This is a genomic window from Rhodanobacter sp. MP1X3 (assembly GCF_014207165.1).
Lineage (GTDB): Bacteria > Pseudomonadota > Gammaproteobacteria > Xanthomonadales > Rhodanobacteraceae > Rhodanobacter.
Genome location: NZ_JACHCO010000002.1, coordinates 535,301 through 551,719, shown reverse-complemented (window position 1 = coordinate 551,719; position 16,419 = coordinate 535,301). Strand labels below are relative to the sequence as shown.

Annotated in this window: 12 protein-coding genes; 7 read left to right on the top strand and 5 right to left on the bottom strand. The window is 61.9% G+C overall.

The window, feature by feature from the left end; all coding sequences use genetic code 11:
• Positions 1-144: 144 nt before the first annotated feature.
• The 5 genes from HDE79_RS09005 to gshB are packed head-to-tail and all read right to left on the bottom strand — an operon-like array spanning position 145 to position 4,021.
• Positions 145-1,071, bottom strand: a complete 927-nt coding sequence (locus HDE79_RS09005) for an aspartate carbamoyltransferase catalytic subunit (protein ID WP_184601583.1) — start codon at positions 1,069-1,071, stop codon at positions 145-147.
• 32 nt (positions 1,072-1,103) lie between these two features.
• Complete coding sequence (gene ruvX / locus HDE79_RS09000) at positions 1,104-1,547, bottom strand: Holliday junction resolvase RuvX (RefSeq protein WP_184601582.1); 444 nt, start codon at positions 1,545-1,547, stop codon at positions 1,104-1,106.
• Complete coding sequence (locus tag HDE79_RS08995) at positions 1,544-2,113, bottom strand: YqgE/AlgH family protein (RefSeq protein WP_184601581.1); 570 nt, start codon at positions 2,111-2,113, stop codon at positions 1,544-1,546. The genes ruvX and HDE79_RS08995 overlap by 4 nt, the downstream gene beginning before the upstream one ends.
• Positions 2,114-2,147: 34 nt before the next feature.
• Positions 2,148-3,005 carry an energy transducer TonB gene (locus HDE79_RS08990; protein WP_343205941.1) on the bottom strand — a complete coding sequence of 286 codons (858 nt, stop codon included), beginning with the start codon at positions 3,003-3,005 and terminating at the stop codon, positions 2,148-2,150.
• A 38-nt stretch (positions 3,006-3,043) separates the two neighbouring features.
• Positions 3,044-4,021: a glutathione synthase gene (gene gshB / locus HDE79_RS08985; protein ID WP_184601580.1), complete on the bottom strand. Its 978-nt coding sequence runs from the start codon at positions 4,019-4,021 to the stop codon at positions 3,044-3,046.
• Positions 4,022-4,413: 392 nt separating this feature from the next.
• Between gshB and pilG the strand changes: the two genes are divergently transcribed.
• The 7 genes from pilG to HDE79_RS08950 all read left to right on the top strand — a co-directional run bounded on the left by pilG (position 4,414) and on the right by HDE79_RS08950 (position 16,404).
• Positions 4,414-4,827, top strand: a complete 414-nt coding sequence (gene pilG, locus HDE79_RS08980; RefSeq protein WP_343205934.1) for a twitching motility response regulator PilG — start codon at positions 4,414-4,416, stop codon at positions 4,825-4,827.
• A 22-nt stretch (positions 4,828-4,849) separates the two neighbouring features.
• Positions 4,850-5,221 (top strand): response regulator, encoded by a 372-nt coding sequence (locus HDE79_RS08975; RefSeq protein ID WP_184601579.1) that lies wholly within the window; start codon positions 4,850-4,852, stop codon positions 5,219-5,221.
• On the top strand, positions 5,218-5,757 hold the full coding sequence (locus HDE79_RS08970; protein WP_184601578.1) for a chemotaxis protein CheW: 540 nt from the start codon (positions 5,218-5,220) through the stop codon (positions 5,755-5,757). Before HDE79_RS08975 ends, HDE79_RS08970 begins: the two co-directional genes overlap by 4 nt.
• Before the next feature lie 129 nt (positions 5,758-5,886).
• Positions 5,887-7,917: a methyl-accepting chemotaxis protein gene (locus HDE79_RS08965; protein WP_184601577.1), complete on the top strand. Its 2,031-nt coding sequence runs from the start codon at positions 5,887-5,889 to the stop codon at positions 7,915-7,917.
• A 107-nt stretch (positions 7,918-8,024) separates the two neighbouring features.
• Positions 8,025-14,096 (top strand): Hpt domain-containing protein, encoded by a 6,072-nt coding sequence (locus tag HDE79_RS08960; RefSeq protein ID WP_184601576.1) that lies wholly within the window; start codon positions 8,025-8,027, stop codon positions 14,094-14,096.
• On the top strand, positions 14,093-15,877 hold the full coding sequence (locus HDE79_RS08955) for a chemotaxis protein CheB (protein ID WP_184601575.1): 1,785 nt from the start codon (positions 14,093-14,095) through the stop codon (positions 15,875-15,877). Before HDE79_RS08960 ends, HDE79_RS08955 begins: the two co-directional genes overlap by 4 nt.
• Positions 15,874-16,404 (top strand): chemotaxis protein CheW, encoded by a 531-nt coding sequence (locus HDE79_RS08950; RefSeq protein ID WP_184601574.1) that lies wholly within the window; start codon positions 15,874-15,876, stop codon positions 16,402-16,404. Before HDE79_RS08955 ends, HDE79_RS08950 begins: the two co-directional genes overlap by 4 nt.
• The last annotated feature ends 15 nt before the right edge of the window (positions 16,405-16,419 follow it).

The following is a 16,419-nucleotide window of genomic DNA, read 5'->3' as shown; positions in this document are numbered from 1 at the left end:
GATCCCCAGAGTTTATGAGTGCTGCGGGGATATTATGCCGCTTTGCGGGTTGTCGCGGTGCGGCAAATTAACGATAACTTTGCGTATCCGGCCAAAGATCAAAGAACGTCCGCTTTGGTTGCCGCTAGGCGGGAGCCTGGTTCGTCAGCGCGCCAGCAGCTCGTTCAGCACGGCCATGCGTACAAACACGCCGTTGCCGACCTGTTCGAGAATGCGCGACTGCGCACCGTCAGCCACGTCGGAAGCAATCTCGATACCACGGTTGATCGGGCCAGGGTGCATCACCAGGCAGCCCTTGGCGGCAAGCGCGAGGCGGCGCTGATCCAGGCCGTAATGGCTGAAGTAGGCGGCTTCGTCCGGCAGGTCGATAGCGGCCATGCGCTCTTTCTGCAGGCGCAGGGTAATCACCGCGTCGGCGCCGCGGATCGCCTCGTCGAAATTCTCGACGTAGTGAACCTTGGGAAATTCCTCCGCTGACGGCATCAGCGTGGACGGGCCGCACACGCGAATTTCCTTGGTGCCCAGCGCGGTCAGCGCGTGGATGTCCGAACGCGCCACGCGCGAATGCTTGATGTCGCCGCAGATCACCACGATCAGATTCTCGAAATCCGGCCGGTGCTGGCGGATGGTCAAGACATCGAGCAGGCCCTGCGTGGGATGCGCCCGGTTGCCGTCGCCGGCGTTGATCACCGACACACCGCTCATCGCGTGTCCCACCAGCTCGTCCGGTGTGCCCGACTGCTTGTGGCGCACAATGATTGCATCGAGATGCATCGCCTCGAGGGTGTGCAGCGTGTCGAACAACTCCTCGCCCTTGCTGGTCGACGAGAAACCGATATCGAAGTTGACGACGTCTGCACCGAGTCGCCGCGCGGCCAATTCAAACGAGGTGCGTGTGCGCGTGGAAGGTTCGAAGAACAGGTTCAGTACCGTGCGACCAGCCAGTACGCTGAGCTTGCGCGTACCGTGGGCACAGGCGTCTCGCAGTGCTTCGGCGCGATCGAGCAGGCGCTCGATGGTGTCGCGCGGCAGGTTTTCCAGCGTGGTGAGGTGGCGCAGGCGTGGGCTCATGGCATCGGTTCTGAAAGTGGGGTATGGAGTGTTCAGTGATCGGCGGCAGGCGCTGCTGGTGTTTCAAGCAGCCAGCGTTCCACGATGACAGCGGCGGCCTCGGCATCGATTGTTACAGCATCACGCCGCCGCTTGAGGCCGGCGGCGCGCGCTTCGGCAAACCTTTCGGCAGCGTCCTGCGAACTATGCCGTTCATCGACAAAGGCGACCGGCAGCCCGTACCGTTTTTGCAGTTGTCCGGCAAAACGGCGGGCTGCGCGACTGGCTGGCTGTTCACCGCCATCGAGGGTCAACGGCAGGCCGACGATCAGGGTATCCGGCAGCCATTCCTTGTGCAGGGCGTCCAGACGATGCCAGTCTGGCTCGCCATCACGCACGGCAATCGTGGTGAGTGCCCTGGCGCTGGTGGTAAAGCGATTGCCGACCGCCACGCCAGTGAGTTTGCTGCCGACATCGAAACCGAGCACACAGCTCATGCGTGGCCCGCGTAGCTGGACAGCTGCCGTGGGTCGACGCCGACCAGCCCGGCGGCGGCGCTCCAGCGATCTTCCAGTGGTGTGTCGAACACGATGCTACCGCTGGCTTCGGCGGTCAGCCATGCGTTCGCCATCAGTTCCTGCTCCAGCTGGCCGGCGTCCCAGCCGGCGTAGCCGAGCGCCATTACGGCCTGGCTAGGGCCTTCACCGGCGGCCATTGCCACCAGGATGTCGCGCGAAGTGGTGACAGACCACTCGGCGTTGATGCGGTAGCTCGATTCCCAGTAGCCGTGCTCGCGGTGCAGCACGAAGCCGCGCTCCTGCTGCACCGGCCCGCCGATCAGCACCGGCGCGTCGGCCAGATCACTGTCGAGGCATTCGAGTTTCATCTGTGCCAGCACGTCACCGAAGCGATACTCGGATAACTGATTTACCAGCAGGCCGACCGCCCCATCCTCGTCGTGCTGGCAGAGCAGCGCCACGCCGCGCGAAAACGGCGGATCGGCCAGACTAGGCATGGCGATCAGGAAATGGCCGGTGAGGATATTGGGTACGACGGTGTTCATGGCACCATTGTAAGCACGTCACGCGCGTTGCGCTTCAGCGGGTTTGCAGCACGTTGTTCGGCTGGAACTGCCAAGTGCGGGTGATATTGAGTTCATCGATCTTTTCGCCGCTTTGCGGTGCCGGTGGGAACGGCGCGGCCAGTCGCACGATCCGTTCAGCTGCGGCATCAAGCAGCTTTTCTCCGGAGCTGTGGATCACGTCAATGCTCTTGATGCTACCGTCAAGATTGAGCACGACAGTAAGCAGCACGTCGCCATGCACGCCACGCCTGCGCGCTTCGTCCGGATAGTTCAGATTGCCGACTCGTTCGACGCGGTCGGACCATCCGCGCATATAGGCGGCGTAAGCGTATTCCTTCGTGCTGGCGGTGAGGAATTTGATCTTAGGGCGCTTGGCGTAGGCCACCTTTTTACGATTCACCTCGGCGGTGAGCTTCGCGATGGCCTGCTCAGTCTGCGCTTCCGTGGTGGTGGCCTGATTCTGCGGGTCGACCTGCTTTTTCGCGGTATCGCTATCGACGGTGAAGTTGCTGGTGCCGCTGGTAGTCACCATCCGGGTTGGCGTGGCATCGGTGGGTTGCGCAATAGCTGCTTCGACCGGAGTCGGCGCCGTACCAGGGTTCGGCTGCGGAAGCGGGCCGGAAAAAAGATCCGAGGGCCTTGCGGCGCGGTCGTTCTGTCCGCCACCGCTGTTGTTGGCCTGGGCCAGAAAGTCCGCTTTGTCCGGTGCTTCCTGATTGGCGACGTTGACCAAGGTAACGTCCAGCGTGGGAAGGCTGGGTTTCAGCTTCGCAAAGTGGAAGGTAATGCCGAGCAACAGCACCCCGTGCAGCAATAGTGAAAACAGCAAGGTGGCGCTGATCGGGTTGGGTGCTTCGCCGGCCGCTTTTATCGAGAGGGTCGGCTTGAGGGGATCAGTTGCAAGTTGACTCACGCGGCGCGATTTCCGGAAACGCGCTGCTCGATGACGTCGAACAGCTGGCCGGCAATATTAAGCCCGAACTGCGCGTCCAGTTCGCGCACGCAGGTCGGTGATGTGACGTTGATCTCGGTCAGGTAATCCCCGATCACGTCCAGGCCGACGAACAGCAGGCCGCGTCGGCGTAGCTCAGGCGCGACCTGGGTCACAATCCAGCGATCGCGTTCGGACAGCGGCAGGCCTTCGCCGCGACCGCCGGCCGCGAGATTGCCGCGAAATTCGTTGCCCTGCGGAATACGTGCCAGCGCGTATGGCACCGGCTCGCCGTCGATCACCAGGATGCGTTTGTCGCCGGCGGTGATTTCGGGAATGTATTTCTGCGCGATGGTGAGCTGACGGCCTTCACCGTGGGTGCCGCCGGCCAGCAGGGTTTCCAGCATCGAGTTGAGATTGCTGTCGCCGGCCTTGACCCGAAAGATGCCGCGCCCACCCATCCCGTCCAGTGGTTTCAGCACTACCTCGCCATGTTCGGCGGTGAAACGGCGCAGTTCCGTCGCGTCGCGCGCTACCAGCGTCGGCACGATGCACTGCGGAAACTGCAGCGCGAACAGCTTCTCGTTGCAGTCGCGCAACGACTGCGGATCGTTGATGACGGCCACGCCACCGCGCTGGGCGACTTCCAGCACCATGCTGTCGTAGATGAACTGGGCGTCGACCGGTGGATCCTTGCGCATCAGCACCACGTCGATCTCGCGCAGATCCTGCCAATGCGCCTCGCCCAGCGTGTACCAGTTTTTCGGATCGTCGCGCACGCTGAGCGTAGCGATCCGCGCCCACGGAGCGCCATCGCGCAGCGCCAGATCGCCCTGCTCGAAATAATGCAGCGTGTGCCCGCGACGCTGGGCTTCCAGCAGCATGGCCAGGCTGGTGTCCTTGGCTACCTTGATCGCGCCGATGGGGTCCATCAGCACGGCGACCGAAAGGGTCATGGCGATTCTCCGTTGTTATTCAAATGCGGTATTCAACCCAGCGCCGGACAAGCTCGCGGCCACGAAGGCCTCTTGAATTCGTCAGATTGACATCATCGGGTGCGATGGTCGTCCAGATGGTCGATGGCGACAAGCTCGGCTTGGCCGGAGCTGTCGCCATGAGCCCGATGGTGCCAATATAGGTCACGTTGTGCGTGTTGCTTGTTGAGTCTGCGCGATTATTGCTTGACAGTCTTGGCGGGCAGGCGGTACACAACTAAAGCTTATTGAGCGCCGGCGCAGAGCGGGCTTCGCCTGATTTTGTTTCGTGATTTTTTACACGTACGAACGACGGCACACAAGTTGCTTGTCTTCGTGATTGACCTGAGCTCGCGCGGGCCCCAGGGGGAGTAGTGAATTTGAACGTTAGTGCTAATGACTTGACCGGTCTCAAGGTCATGGTGATCGACGACTCAAAAACCATCCGGCGCACAGCGGAAACCTTGCTGACGAAGGAAGGCTGTGACGTGGTGACAGCAGTTGACGGGTTCGAGGCGCTCGCCAAGATCTCCGACCAGAAACCGGCGATCATTTTCGTCGACATCATGATGCCGCGGCTGGATGGTTATCAGACCTGCGCGCTGATCAAGAACAACCCGCAGTTTCGTGCGACGCCGGTGATCATGCTCAGTTCGAAAGACGGCCTGTTCGACAAGGCGCGTGGTCGTATCGTGGGTGCCGAACAATATCTGACCAAGCCGTTCACGCGTGACGAACTGCTTGGTGCCATCCACCGCCATGTCAGCACCGTGCCTGCGAGCCGCTGACTGCAGATTCTGAGGGGAGCCTGTGGCCAATATTCTCATCATCGATGACTCACCGACCGACGTGCGCGTGTTCACCACGCTGCTTGAGCGTGCCGGGCATGAGGTTGTCGCCGTCAACAGTGCTGAAGAAGGCATCGAGCGGGCGCGTGCTGATTTGCCCAGTCTGGTCATCATGGACGTGATCATGCCTGGCATGAACGGGTTTCAGGCCACGCGCACGCTGAGCCGTGATCCGATCACGGCGGGCGTGCCGATCGTGATGATCACGACCAAGTCGATGGAAACCGACCGGGTGTGGGGTTTGCGTCAGGGTGCCCGCGCGTTCATCACCAAGCCGGTGAATGAAAAAGAGCTGCTGGCCTGTATCAACGATCTGTTACCGGGTGTGGCATGAACCAGTCCGTCAACCGCACGCCTTTTGAGATTCTGGCCCGCTACGAGCGGCTGTCGCTGGCACACGCCTCCGACACGCAGGACAAGCTGGAAGCGCCAGGGCTGTGGCGCGGCATCGGTTTTCGCGTCGGTTCACGTTTGCTGGTCAGCGGCATCGACGAGATCAACGAGCTGCTGGCCGTACCGACGCTCACGCCGGTGCCGGGTACCCAGCCCTGGTTGCTCGGTGTGGCCAATGTGCGCGGCAATCTGGTGCCGGTAGTCGATTTTGCGCGCTTCCTGTTCGGCGAGCGCACGCAGCACTCCGATCGCACCCGCCTGCTGATCGTGCGCCAGGGCAATGGCAGCGTGGCGCTGCTGGTCGACGAAGTATTCGGCCAGCGTACGGTAGACGAGGAGCAACGGCGCGATGCCGGGCGCGAGGATGATCCGCGGTTGACGCGCTTCGTCGAAAATCGCGTCGGCGAGCAGCAGTTGGCGATTTTCAGCATGCATCGATTGGTACGCGCACCGGATTTTCGTCAGGCCGCGGCCTGATCATCCGATCGCGCTTTAGACAAGAAGGGCCGGCGCCCATCGTGGCCGGATTTTGGTTAGCAAGTCCCAGGCCGGTACCCGCTCAACAAAGCGGAGCCGATCAGGTCAGGTCAGACGGACGAGGTGAACATGAGCACTACCGGGGGCGTTAGCAGGGAACGGGGTTATGCCGTTTACATTGTCCTGCTTGTGGTTTCGATTGGTTTTGCGGCGCTCGATTTCGGTTTGCTGAACCAGAAGAACAGCGAGGATCGACAGGCTATCGCGCTGACGACACAGATTCAGGTGCTGTCGCAGCAGACGGCAAAATCCGCGTTGGAAGCGGCGAACGGCAATGCCGAGTCCTTCAATGAACTCGCAGCCAATCGCAATTCCATTGATTCGGCAGTGCAGCGTCTGATCAAGGGCGATACGCATACGGATATGCCGGGCTACGACGATAAAAGCACCACATTGACCGGTCGCGCCGTGATCGCGCTGAATGATTCGTGGAAGCAGCTCGACGACGACATCGGCAAGATCCTTTCCAACAAGGCGGTGGTGACCGACTCCGGCGTGCGCGCCAATACGCTGGCGCAGCAGATGCCCCTGCTCAACTCGAGCATGGAGCAGGTGGTCAACATTCTGCAGCAGCACAACGGCAGCTCCGATCAGATGCTCGGCACGTCCCGCCAGATGCTGTCCGGTGACCGAATTATCCGTCGCGTGCAGGAAGTGTTACAGGGTGGCGACAACGCGCAGTCGGCGGCCGATGGCCTGTCCCGCGATGCGCAGTTGTACGGCAACGTATTGAAGGGTCTGCTCGAGGGCAATTCGGAAAGTGGCGTGAAGCCCATTGGCGACGCCAACGCCAAAAAGATCCTCACCGATATGACGGATAGCTGGAACAAGCTGGCCGATCCTGTGGCCAAGCTGGTTGCAGCGGCCGGCAACCTTGCCGACGTGAAGCACGCCGGTAACCAGGCTTCACTGGATTCGCAGACGGTGCTGTTGCGCGCGAACGATTTGTCCGAGCAGGTCGGCAAGCTGCCGCTGCGTCGCCTGTTCCCGAATGTGTGGTGGGGTTTGTTCGGTGCGATCGCCGCGGTGGTTTTCGCCGTCGCGCTGGTTATCACCCTGGTCGGCGATCAGCGCCGCCGCTTCGCCAGCAGTGCCGAGCTCAACCAGCGCAACCAGGAGGCGATCATGCGCCTGCTGGACGAAATGGGTTCGCTCGCCGAGGGCGACCTGACCGTAAAGACCACCGTGTCGGAGGACATCACCGGCGCCATCGCCGACTCGGTGAACTACGCCATCGACGAGCTGCGCTCCCTGGTAACTACCATCAACGAGACCTCCGAGCAGGTGTCGTCGTCGGCGCAGGAAACACAGACCACGGCGCGTCATCTGGCCGACGCGGCCGAACAACAGGCGCAGCAGATCAGCTCGGCGACCTCGGCGATCAACCAGATCGTGAGCTCGATGGACATCGTGTCGAAGGATTCTGCCGAGTCGGCCGACGTGGCCGAGCGCTCGGTGAAGATCGCTTCGCACGGCGCCGAAGTGGTGCGCGAAACGATCTCCGGCATGGACTCGATTCGCGACCAGATCCAGGAAACATCCAAGCGCATCAAGCGGCTGGGCGAATCCTCGCAGGAGATCGGCTCGATCGTGGAGCTGATCAACGACATTGCCGAGCAGACCAACATCCTGGCGTTGAATGCCGCCATCCAGGCGGCCTCGGCCGGTGAGGCCGGTCGCGGTTTCGCAGTGGTGGCGGACGAAGTGCAGCGACTGGCCGAACGCTCGACCAGTGCGACCAAACGTATCGAAACGCTGGTGCAGACGATTCAGTCCGATACCAACGAAGCGGTGAACTCGATGGAGCAGACCACCGCCGAGGTGGTCGCGGGTGCGCGCCTGGCGGAAGATGCCGGTAGCGCGCTGGGCGATATCGAACGCGTTTCGCACGATTTGTCGGCGCTGATTCAGAGCATCTCCACCGCGGCGCGCGCGCAGTCGGCAGCGGCAACGGATGTCTCGGTATCAATGAACGCGATTCAGGAAATTACTTCGCAGACCTCGCAGGGCGCGAGCCAGACGGCCGACTCGATCGGTACGTTGGCGCAGCTGGCGAGTGACCTGCGCCGCTCGGTGGCGCATTTCAAGTTGCCGGGTTGATTGAACTATCCGTCGGGCTGATGGCAGACCGATGAATACAAGCACAAGACGGGGGGCATTCTCGTTGGTTGCGTAACGTGCTGTTGGGCAATCGTCGAGAGAGGCACATGAGACTTCAAGACCACATCGATTTCACCACGCTGCAGTGGGTCAAGCCGGAGCTCGACGAAACCTTGTCGACCGCCCGCGAGGCCTTGGCAACGTACGTTGAGCATCCGACCAATCGCGATGCCATGCGTTCGTGCGCCGAGCATCTGCATCAAGTGCGCGGCACCCTGCAGATGGTCGAGCTGTACGGCGCCGCCCAGATCACCGCGGAGATGGAGACGCTGGCTGGCGCGCTACTTCAGGATCAAATAACTCATCGTGAGGAAGCGTACGCGTCGTTGATGCGAGGCCTGATGCAGCTGCCCGACTACCTCGAGCGGCTGTCCAGCGGTCATCGCGATGTACCCGTGGTATTGCTGCCGCTGTTGAACGATCTGCGCGCCAGTCGCGAGCAACCGCCGCTGACCGAGTCGGCGATGTTCCATCCCAACCTCGATGCGTTCCTGCCCGAGCAGGCGCCAGCGGCGATGAGCGAAGCGTATGCCGAAGCGCATCGCGGCGAGCTGGTGGATCTGCGCCTGCGTTTTCAGCAGCAGCTGCTCAGCTGGTTCCGTGGTCAGGATGCCGAGCATCAGCTGGTTGGCATGCGCACCACGTTGCTCGCCATTGCATCGCGCTGCTATCACGTACACGGTCGCCGCCTGTGGTGGATTTCCGCCGGTGTGCTCGAAGGCCTTGAGCAGGGCATGCTGAAAAGCTTTGCCGGTGAAATACGTCAGCTGATCGGCAAGGTCGATCGCAGCATTCGCCAGCTCATCGAGCAGGGTGAAATCAGCCTTCGTGGAGGCGATGCCGACGATGTTGCCTGCAAGATGCTCTACATCGTGGCGCAGGCCAAAGAGCGCAGTCCGCAGATGGAGCTGTTGCGCAGCACTTATGCGCTCGACAGCCTGTTGCCGGATGCCGCCGAACTGGAACACGCTCGCGGTTCGATGGCGGGTCACAACCGTGCGCTGCTCGATTCGGTATCGCGTGCCATCAAGGACGACCTGCTTCGCGTCAAGGAAGCGCTCGATCTGTTCCTGCGCCAGGAGGGTGCCGATCCGTCGCAGCTGGCCTCGCAGAGTGAAATGCTCGAGCGCGTCGGTGACACGTTGGGCATGCTGGCGCTGAACGTGCCACGCCGGGTCATCATCGAACAGCGTCGAGTGCTCGACGAAATTGCCAACCGCATGCGTCAGCCGGACGAAGAGACCCTGCTGGACGTCGCCGGTGCGCTGCTCTACGTCGAGTCGTCGCTGGACGACCATATCGAAAGCCTGGGTTCCGAAGAGGAAGCGGAAACTGGCGAAGCAGTGCATGGTCTGCCGCGCAGCGAGGCGCTCGGTGTCGTTACCGCGCTGATGCAAGAAGCGATCACCAATACCGGTAACGTCAAGAACGCAATCATTGCCTTCGTCGAATCGGGTTGGGAGCACAGCCATCTGGTCGTTGCTCCGGCCTTGATGGGCGAGGTTGCCGGTGCACTGCGGATGCTTTCCGCACCACGTCCGGCAGAGCTGGCCGAAGGCGTCGGCCGTTTCGTCGCCGAAGAGCTGCTGATCGATCGGCGCGTGCCATCCGGCGTGCAGATGGATCACCTCGCTGACGCACTGGCGGCGCTCGAGTACTACCTCGAGGCCGCGCGAGAACACCGCGGCGGTCTGGAACATATTCTCGATGTAGCCGAGCACAGCCTGGGCTTGCTCGGCTACTGGCCGTTGCCTGTCGCACGGGAGTTGCCGGCACCATCGGTTATCGAGCCGGCGTCTGATAGCGCCGAGCACGATGCCGGGCTCGCCAACGAGGATCTTGAGCACAAGGGCTTCGTGCATGAGTCGCACCCCGAGCTGAGCGAATCGGTCAGCATGTTGCCGGGCGACGATCTGGCGCACCTGTTTATCGGTGAGAGCGAACAGCAAACGGCCACGGTGCATGACATCGACGGCATGCGGCTGGCAGAAACCGAAACCACGGCTCCGCCCGTGTCCGAGAATCTCGGATCAGATGATCCGGACAACGACTGGATCGAGATCGAGGAAGAGGAATTCGAAGAGGTGCCGGTGCGCGACGCGCTGGCAGCCAACACCGCCTTCAATCTCAACGCGGAAGGTATCGACGACGATATCCGCGAGATCTTCCTGGAGGAAATGCAGGAAGAAATCGACAGTCTGCGCAACGGCGAGAAAGTCTGGCTGGCTGATCCTGCCCATCTTTCCTCGCTGATCACGTTGCGTCGTTCCTTCCACACGCTGAAGGGTTCGGGCCGACTGGTCGGTGCCGGTGTGCTTGGCGAGTTCGCCTGGAAAGTGGAGGACATGCTCAACCGTGTACTCGACAGCACCATCGAGCCGCACGAAGGCGTGCAGGCCGTGGTTCGCCATGCGATTACCGCGCTGCCGGAACTGCTTGCCGCGCTGAAAGGTGAAGGCACGCCGACAGCGCCGCTGGGCGCGATAATGCAGACCGCCGAAGAAGTGGCCAGCGGTCAGCACACGCGAGTGGAAGATCATCTGTCGACGGCCACGGAAATGGTTCGTCGCGTTGTGGTTCGACGCATTCCCCGATCGCAGATCGCGGCGGATGCCGTGCCGGAAGCCAGCCTCACCGACAGTCATACCGCGGCGGTTAACCTGGTGGCGTTTGAGCCGGAGTCGCCGTCCGAATCGATGCTGGCCATGCCGGTGATGCCGCCGGTCGATCCGGTGCTGCTCGAAATCCTGCGTAGCGAAGTCGCGCAGTATCTGCATACGATTCGCGCTGCCATTCAGCGCAGCGATATCGAGTTGCCGATCGGCGAAGATCTTCTGCGTGCCGTACATACGCTGCACGGCGCGATCGCGATGGTCGACATTCCACTGCTGACCCAACTGCTGTCCCCGCTGGAAAGTCTGTTCAAGCGCCTGCGTGCCTTGAACATCGCGCTGTCGTCCGACGGTGTGCGCATGCTCGAGCAATCGGTCGATCTGGTCGATCACGTGATGGACCAGTTCGATGCCATCCAGCCACACTTGCCCAACGCCGATGCGCTCACTGCGCAGATCACGGCACTGCGTGACCGCTATCCGGAATCGCAGGTCGCACACGTTGTTTACGAGCGGCAGGCCGATGAGGAACCCATCGCGGATGCCTCTGAAGTCGATACGACAAACGATCAGACAACAGACGATCGGGTCAAAGCCGATGTCGTGTCGGAATCGGCGCACGCCGATACACCGATCAACGATGCCGAGTTTGATGCAACATCTGAGGCAGAAGCTCCGGCGGAAGTTCACCCCGACGATGCGCACCACGCGGCGCTCGCCGCCGAGATGGTCGCTGCGCTGGGTGCATTCGAGCCGGAAGTGGCTGCCGCTGAACGTGCTGCCGCCGAACAGCTGATTGCCGAAAAGGCCGCCGCAGAAAGGGCCGCTGCCGAGCAGCTTGTGGCCGAACAAGCGGCCGCCGAGCAGGCCGCCATCGATAAACTCGCGGCCGAGCACGCCGCCGAACTGGCAGCGCAGCAGGCGGCTGATGAGATTGCTGCCGAACTCCTGGCTTCCGAAAAGCTCGATGCCGAGAAGCGTGCCGCCGAACAGGCAGCTCTTACGAATCAGACCACAGATGCCACTACCGAGCATGCCGCTGCCGAACATGTTGAGGGTAGTCCGGCATCCGATGAGTCCGCAGTAGCCCAGGACGACGTTTATGCACTGGCTGGATCCGGCTATATCGACGCCGATCTGCTGGAAGTGTTTATCGATGAGGCGCGCGAAATTCTTGATCACGCCGACGGTGTGATGGCGCAGTGGCACGATGCCCCGACCGAGCTGTCGTACGTGCCCGAGTTGCAGCGCGATCTGCATACGCTCAAGGGTGGCGCGCGAATCGCCGGCCTGATGGGCGTGGGTGATCTTACCCATGCGGTGGAAACCCTGCTCGAAAAGCCCATTCGCGATCCGGCCAAGACGGGTCCGCTGATCGCGGCACTGGAAGCCAGCTTCGATCAGTTACACAAACAGGTGCAGTCGGTCTCGCTGGGCCAGGCCATCGACTATCCACAGGGCATGATCGATCAGTTGCTGGCCCTGGCCGGTGAAACGAATCTTGCCGACGATGCCATATCGATTGCCGATGCCGCGCCGCATGCAAGAACAGCCAGCGCGTTGGTGCTTCCGGCGACACCTGTCGCAGCCGTCATTCCACAGGATCTGCCCGAGCTTCCCGATCTGTTGCCGGAAATGGAAGAAGAGGTTCGCTCGTCGCAGGAACAGATCCGCGTTCGCGCCGATCTGCTCGACAGCCTCGTCAACCACGCCGGCGAAGTGGCGATCTACCGTTCGCGTCTGGAGCAGCAGGTTGCCGGCTACCGCTTCAACCTGGTCGAGTTGGAACAGACCGTCTCCCGTCTGCGCAGCCAGCTGCGCATGCTGGAAATCGAGACCGAAGCGCAGATCATCGCGCGCTTCCAGCGTGAGCATCGCGAGGCGGGCCTCACCGTGTTCGATCCGCTCGAGCTCGATCGTTACTCGCAGTTGCAGCAGTACTCGCGTGCGCTGGCCGAGTCGGTCTCCGATCTGGTGTCCATTCAGACCTTGCTGGATGAACTCACCCGTCAGGCCGAAACTCTGCTGATCCAGCAGTCGCGCGTCAGTACCGAATTGCAGGATGGTCTGCTGCGCACGCGCATGCTGCCGTTCGACACGATGGTGCCGAACCTTCGCCGTACCCTGCGTCAGGCTGCACAGGAAGACGGCAAGAGTGCGCAGCTTTATGTCGACGGCGCACACGGTGAAATGGATCGCAACCTGCTCGATCGCATCAAGGCGCCGTTCGAACACATGCTGCGCAATGCCATCGCGCACGGCATCGAGTCACCCGATGAACGCCGCAAGGCGGGCAAGCCGAACGAAGGCGCCGTGCATATCCGGGTCGCGCGCGAAGCCACCGAGGTGGTGATCCGCGTCAGCGATGACGGCCGCGGCCTTGATCGCGAGGCCATTCTCAAGCGTGGTATTGAACGCGGACTGTTGCGTGCGGACACCAAGCCGACCGACAACCAACTGCTTTCGCTGATCACCCAGCCAGGTTTCTCCACCGCTAGCACCGTGACCCAGCTGGCTGGCCGCGGCGTAGGCATGGACGTGGTTGCCAACGAGATCAAGCAGCTTGGTGGGTCGCTGTCGATCGAATCCGAAACGGGTAAAGGCAGCGTGTTTGTGCTGCGCCTGCCATTCACTCTCGCGGTGACCCAGGCCATTCTCGTGCGCATCGGTGAGGCGACCTTCGCGATTCCGATGACGTCCGTCCAGGGTGTGGCGCGGGTGAGTCCTGACGACCTGGCCGTGCGGCTTGCCGAGGACGAGCCGACGTTCCAGTACGGTAACGAGGAATACGGCATCCACGATCTGGCTGAACTGCTGGGCTTGCCGCCCGGTTTGCCGGCCGAAGGCGAACAGCAGCCGTTGCTGCTGACCCGCGCTGGCGATCTGCGCGCGGCGATCCGTATCGACGCAGTGCTCGGTTCGCGCGAAATCGTGGTGAAGTCGGTCGGCCCGCAGATCAGCTCGGTCCCCGGTCTGCTCGGCGCCACCATCATGGGCGATGGCTCGGTGTTGATCATTCTTGATCTCGCTCCGCTGGTCCGCCACGGCATCACGCGTCGTCAGCATCGTCTGGCCGATGGGCTGAGCGCCGTGCAGGCGCCGGTGATCGAGGAAGTGCGGGTGCGGCCGCTGGTGATGGTGGTCGATGATTCGATCACCATGCGCAAGGTCACCAGCCGCGTGCTGGAGCGCCACGAATACGACGTCAGCACAGCCAAGGACGGTGTCGATGCAGTGGAGAAACTGCACGAGCGCGTGCCGGATCTGATGCTGCTCGATATCGAGATGCCGCGTATGGACGGCTACGAGCTCGCCATGCACATGAAGGCCGATCCGCGACTGCGCGATGTGCCCATCATCATGATCACTTCGCGCAGCGGCGATAAACATCGTCAGCGAGCTTTCGATATCGGCGTCGACCGTTATTTGGGCAAGCCCTATCAGGAGGCCGAGCTATTGGTGCAGATCAGTGAGGTGCTTGAGCAGCGTGTCGGAGCCGAGTCATGAGTCATGCCGCACCAGCGGTTGCACTGCTGTTTGATGACGTCGAGCTGGGCGCGCAGCTGCGTGACGCTCTGAACGAGCGCGGTGCGCGCATTGTGCACGAGGGCGGTATGTCCACGCTCACGCGCGAGCTGCTGGAGAAAGTAGGCGCCGAAGTGCTGGTCGTGAACCTGGACGATTCGGCCGACGATGCGCTCGACCATCTTTACGAAGTAATCGATGGCGACACCCCTCGCGTGGTCTTCAACGATGCTCAGGCCAGTCGCGAACTGAGCGGCTGGGACCGTGCCCGCTGGGCTCGCCATCTCGCGGTCAAGGTGCTGGAGATGGGCGATATCGATCCTCCGCGTCCCGAGCATGCCCGTGGTGTCGAGGTGGTGACCAGCGAGACACTCGAGGCGCTTATTGCCAAAGAATCCGCTGCTGATGCTGTTCCCGCACCATCGCCTGAGCCGGAAATTGCAGCAGAAGCCAATACTCCCGCTGCTGAAAGCCAGATGTCGGAAAGTCAGACTTCCTCACTGATTCTGGAGTCGCCATCGTTCGAGTCCGAGCGGTCGGTGCAGACCTATGCCGAAGAACAGCACGTGCAGGCGGCGAGTGAGGAGTCGGAAAATCTCGCGGCTGAACTGGAAGCGTTGCTGGCATCGGGCGACCTGTCGGATGAGGACGAGGCACCGACCGGCTCGGGTCTGCGTTTCACCGGCGACGAGGATTTGCCGCCTCTGCATGATGGCCATTTTGGCCCGCCAGCGGGCGAGGAAATCGAAACTGACAAGTCCGGGTCGTCGGAAGCTACCCGCGTTTTCGCCGCAGTTGCAACGGCAGAGAACGATGCAGGTCCGATCAGCGTGACGCCGCCTGTTTTCCAGCTTGACCATCTGGAGCTGGCACCGCGCACTGATACATTGGTGGCAACGATCCATGCCGCCGCTGCGGAGCAGATTCCGGTTGATGCCCTCGTGGCCAACACTGCGCGCGTATCGGATAGTTGGGCGTTGCTGGACGAAGACGAAGCAGCCACCCCCACAAACGCTCCGGCTGAAAAATCCGCTGCGGAAGACTTCGGTATCCATAAAGTAAGTGCTGCCGATTTCCTGGCGCCAGAGGCTGACCAGGCCGAGCCGGACGACGAGCTGGTGATGAATCTTCAGCTTCTTTCGATCGAAGAGGCCATTGCGCCAAAGACCTATGAAGACCCCGATGAGGTTCGGGCCAATAGCCTGGGCCAGATCGTGCTGCTCGGTGCAGCCGCCGGAAGTAGCGAGTCCGTCTGCGGCTTTCTGGCAGCGTTGCCGGCGATCACCAAGCTGGCTTTCGTGCATACCCAGCATCTCGGTGAAACGCCGGTCGACACCCTGGTGGAAACGCTTGCAGCGCATTCTGTGTTGCCAGTGCGGGTTGCCAAGCACGGCAGCCGTGCGCGCGTTGGCGAAGTACTGGTCGTACCGGCCGGGCAGCAGTTGCTGCTTGTTCGCGACGGCAGCGTCGAGCTTATGCCCAGCGGTGCCAATGCATCACATGGGCCATCCATCGATGCCAGTTTCAGCATGGCGGCCAATGTGTTCGGTCGCGATGCGTTGGCCATCGTGTTTTCCGGACGCGGTACCGATGCCGTCGCTGGATCGCAGGCGGTACACGATCGTGGCGGCAAGGTTTGGGTTGAGTCGTCGGCCGGTGAGCATTACGCCGATATGGTCAGTGGCATATCCGCCGAACGGCTAGTCAGTTTTTCCGGTACGCCCCATGAGCTGGCGGCGCATCTGATCGAGGTGTTTCCATGAGTGATGAGCCGTTACCGCGTGAAATCCGCTGCGTCCTGGTGCCGGTAAGCAACCTGCGTTTGCTGTTGCCCAACGCCACCGTCGCCGAAGTGATCACCTACAGCAAACCCGAGCCGGTGACCGCCGCGCCGGAGTGGCTGCTGGGCCGCATTGCCTGGCGCGGCTGGCGCGTGCCGCTGGTGTCATTCGCACAGTTGACCGGTAGCGAAGCTGGCGATGGCGAATCCAGCGTCCGCGTGGCGGTGCTCAAGGCGCTGGGTGGCAATCCCAAGCTTCCGTTTATCGCGATGCTGACGCAGGGTTTTCCGCGCCTGACCACGTTGAATGCCGAACTGATCATTCCCACCCACGACGGCAGCCCGCTGCCGCCTGGGGTTCGAGCGCAGGTACTGGTGCGCGACGATGTCGCGATGATTCCCGATCTGGAGTGGATCGAAGCCGAACTACTGGGTCTGCTCGACGATGCCGACCTGACGGAAGCACCTGCGCCGCATGACGCGACGGAGTGGTCGGGTACCGGCGGCTGAAAAGCCGAGCTTATC

Bases quoted from the DNA above. Each gene is read 5' to 3' on its own strand.
- HDE79_RS09005 (WP_184601583.1), bottom strand. From the start codon at position 1,071: ATGAGCCCACGCCTGCGCCACCTCACCACGCTGGAAAACCTGCCGCGC.
- ruvX (WP_184601582.1), bottom strand. From the start codon at position 1,547: ATGAGCTGTGTGCTCGGTTTCGATGTCGGCAGCAAACTCACTGGCGTG.
- HDE79_RS08995 (WP_184601581.1), bottom strand. From the start codon at position 2,113: ATGAACACCGTCGTACCCAATATCCTCACCGGCCATTTCCTGATCGCC.
- gshB (WP_184601580.1), bottom strand. From the start codon at position 4,021: ATGACCCTTTCGGTCGCCGTGCTGATGGACCCCATCGGCGCGATCAAG.
- HDE79_RS08970 (WP_184601578.1), top strand. From the start codon at position 5,218: ATGAACCAGTCCGTCAACCGCACGCCTTTTGAGATTCTGGCCCGCTAC.
- HDE79_RS08965 (WP_184601577.1), top strand. From the start codon at position 5,887: ATGAGCACTACCGGGGGCGTTAGCAGGGAACGGGGTTATGCCGTTTAC.
- HDE79_RS08960 (WP_184601576.1), top strand. From the start codon at position 8,025: ATGAGACTTCAAGACCACATCGATTTCACCACGCTGCAGTGGGTCAAG.
- HDE79_RS08955 (WP_184601575.1), top strand. From the start codon at position 14,093: ATGAGTCATGCCGCACCAGCGGTTGCACTGCTGTTTGATGACGTCGAG.
- HDE79_RS08950 (WP_184601574.1), top strand. From the start codon at position 15,874: ATGAGTGATGAGCCGTTACCGCGTGAAATCCGCTGCGTCCTGGTGCCG.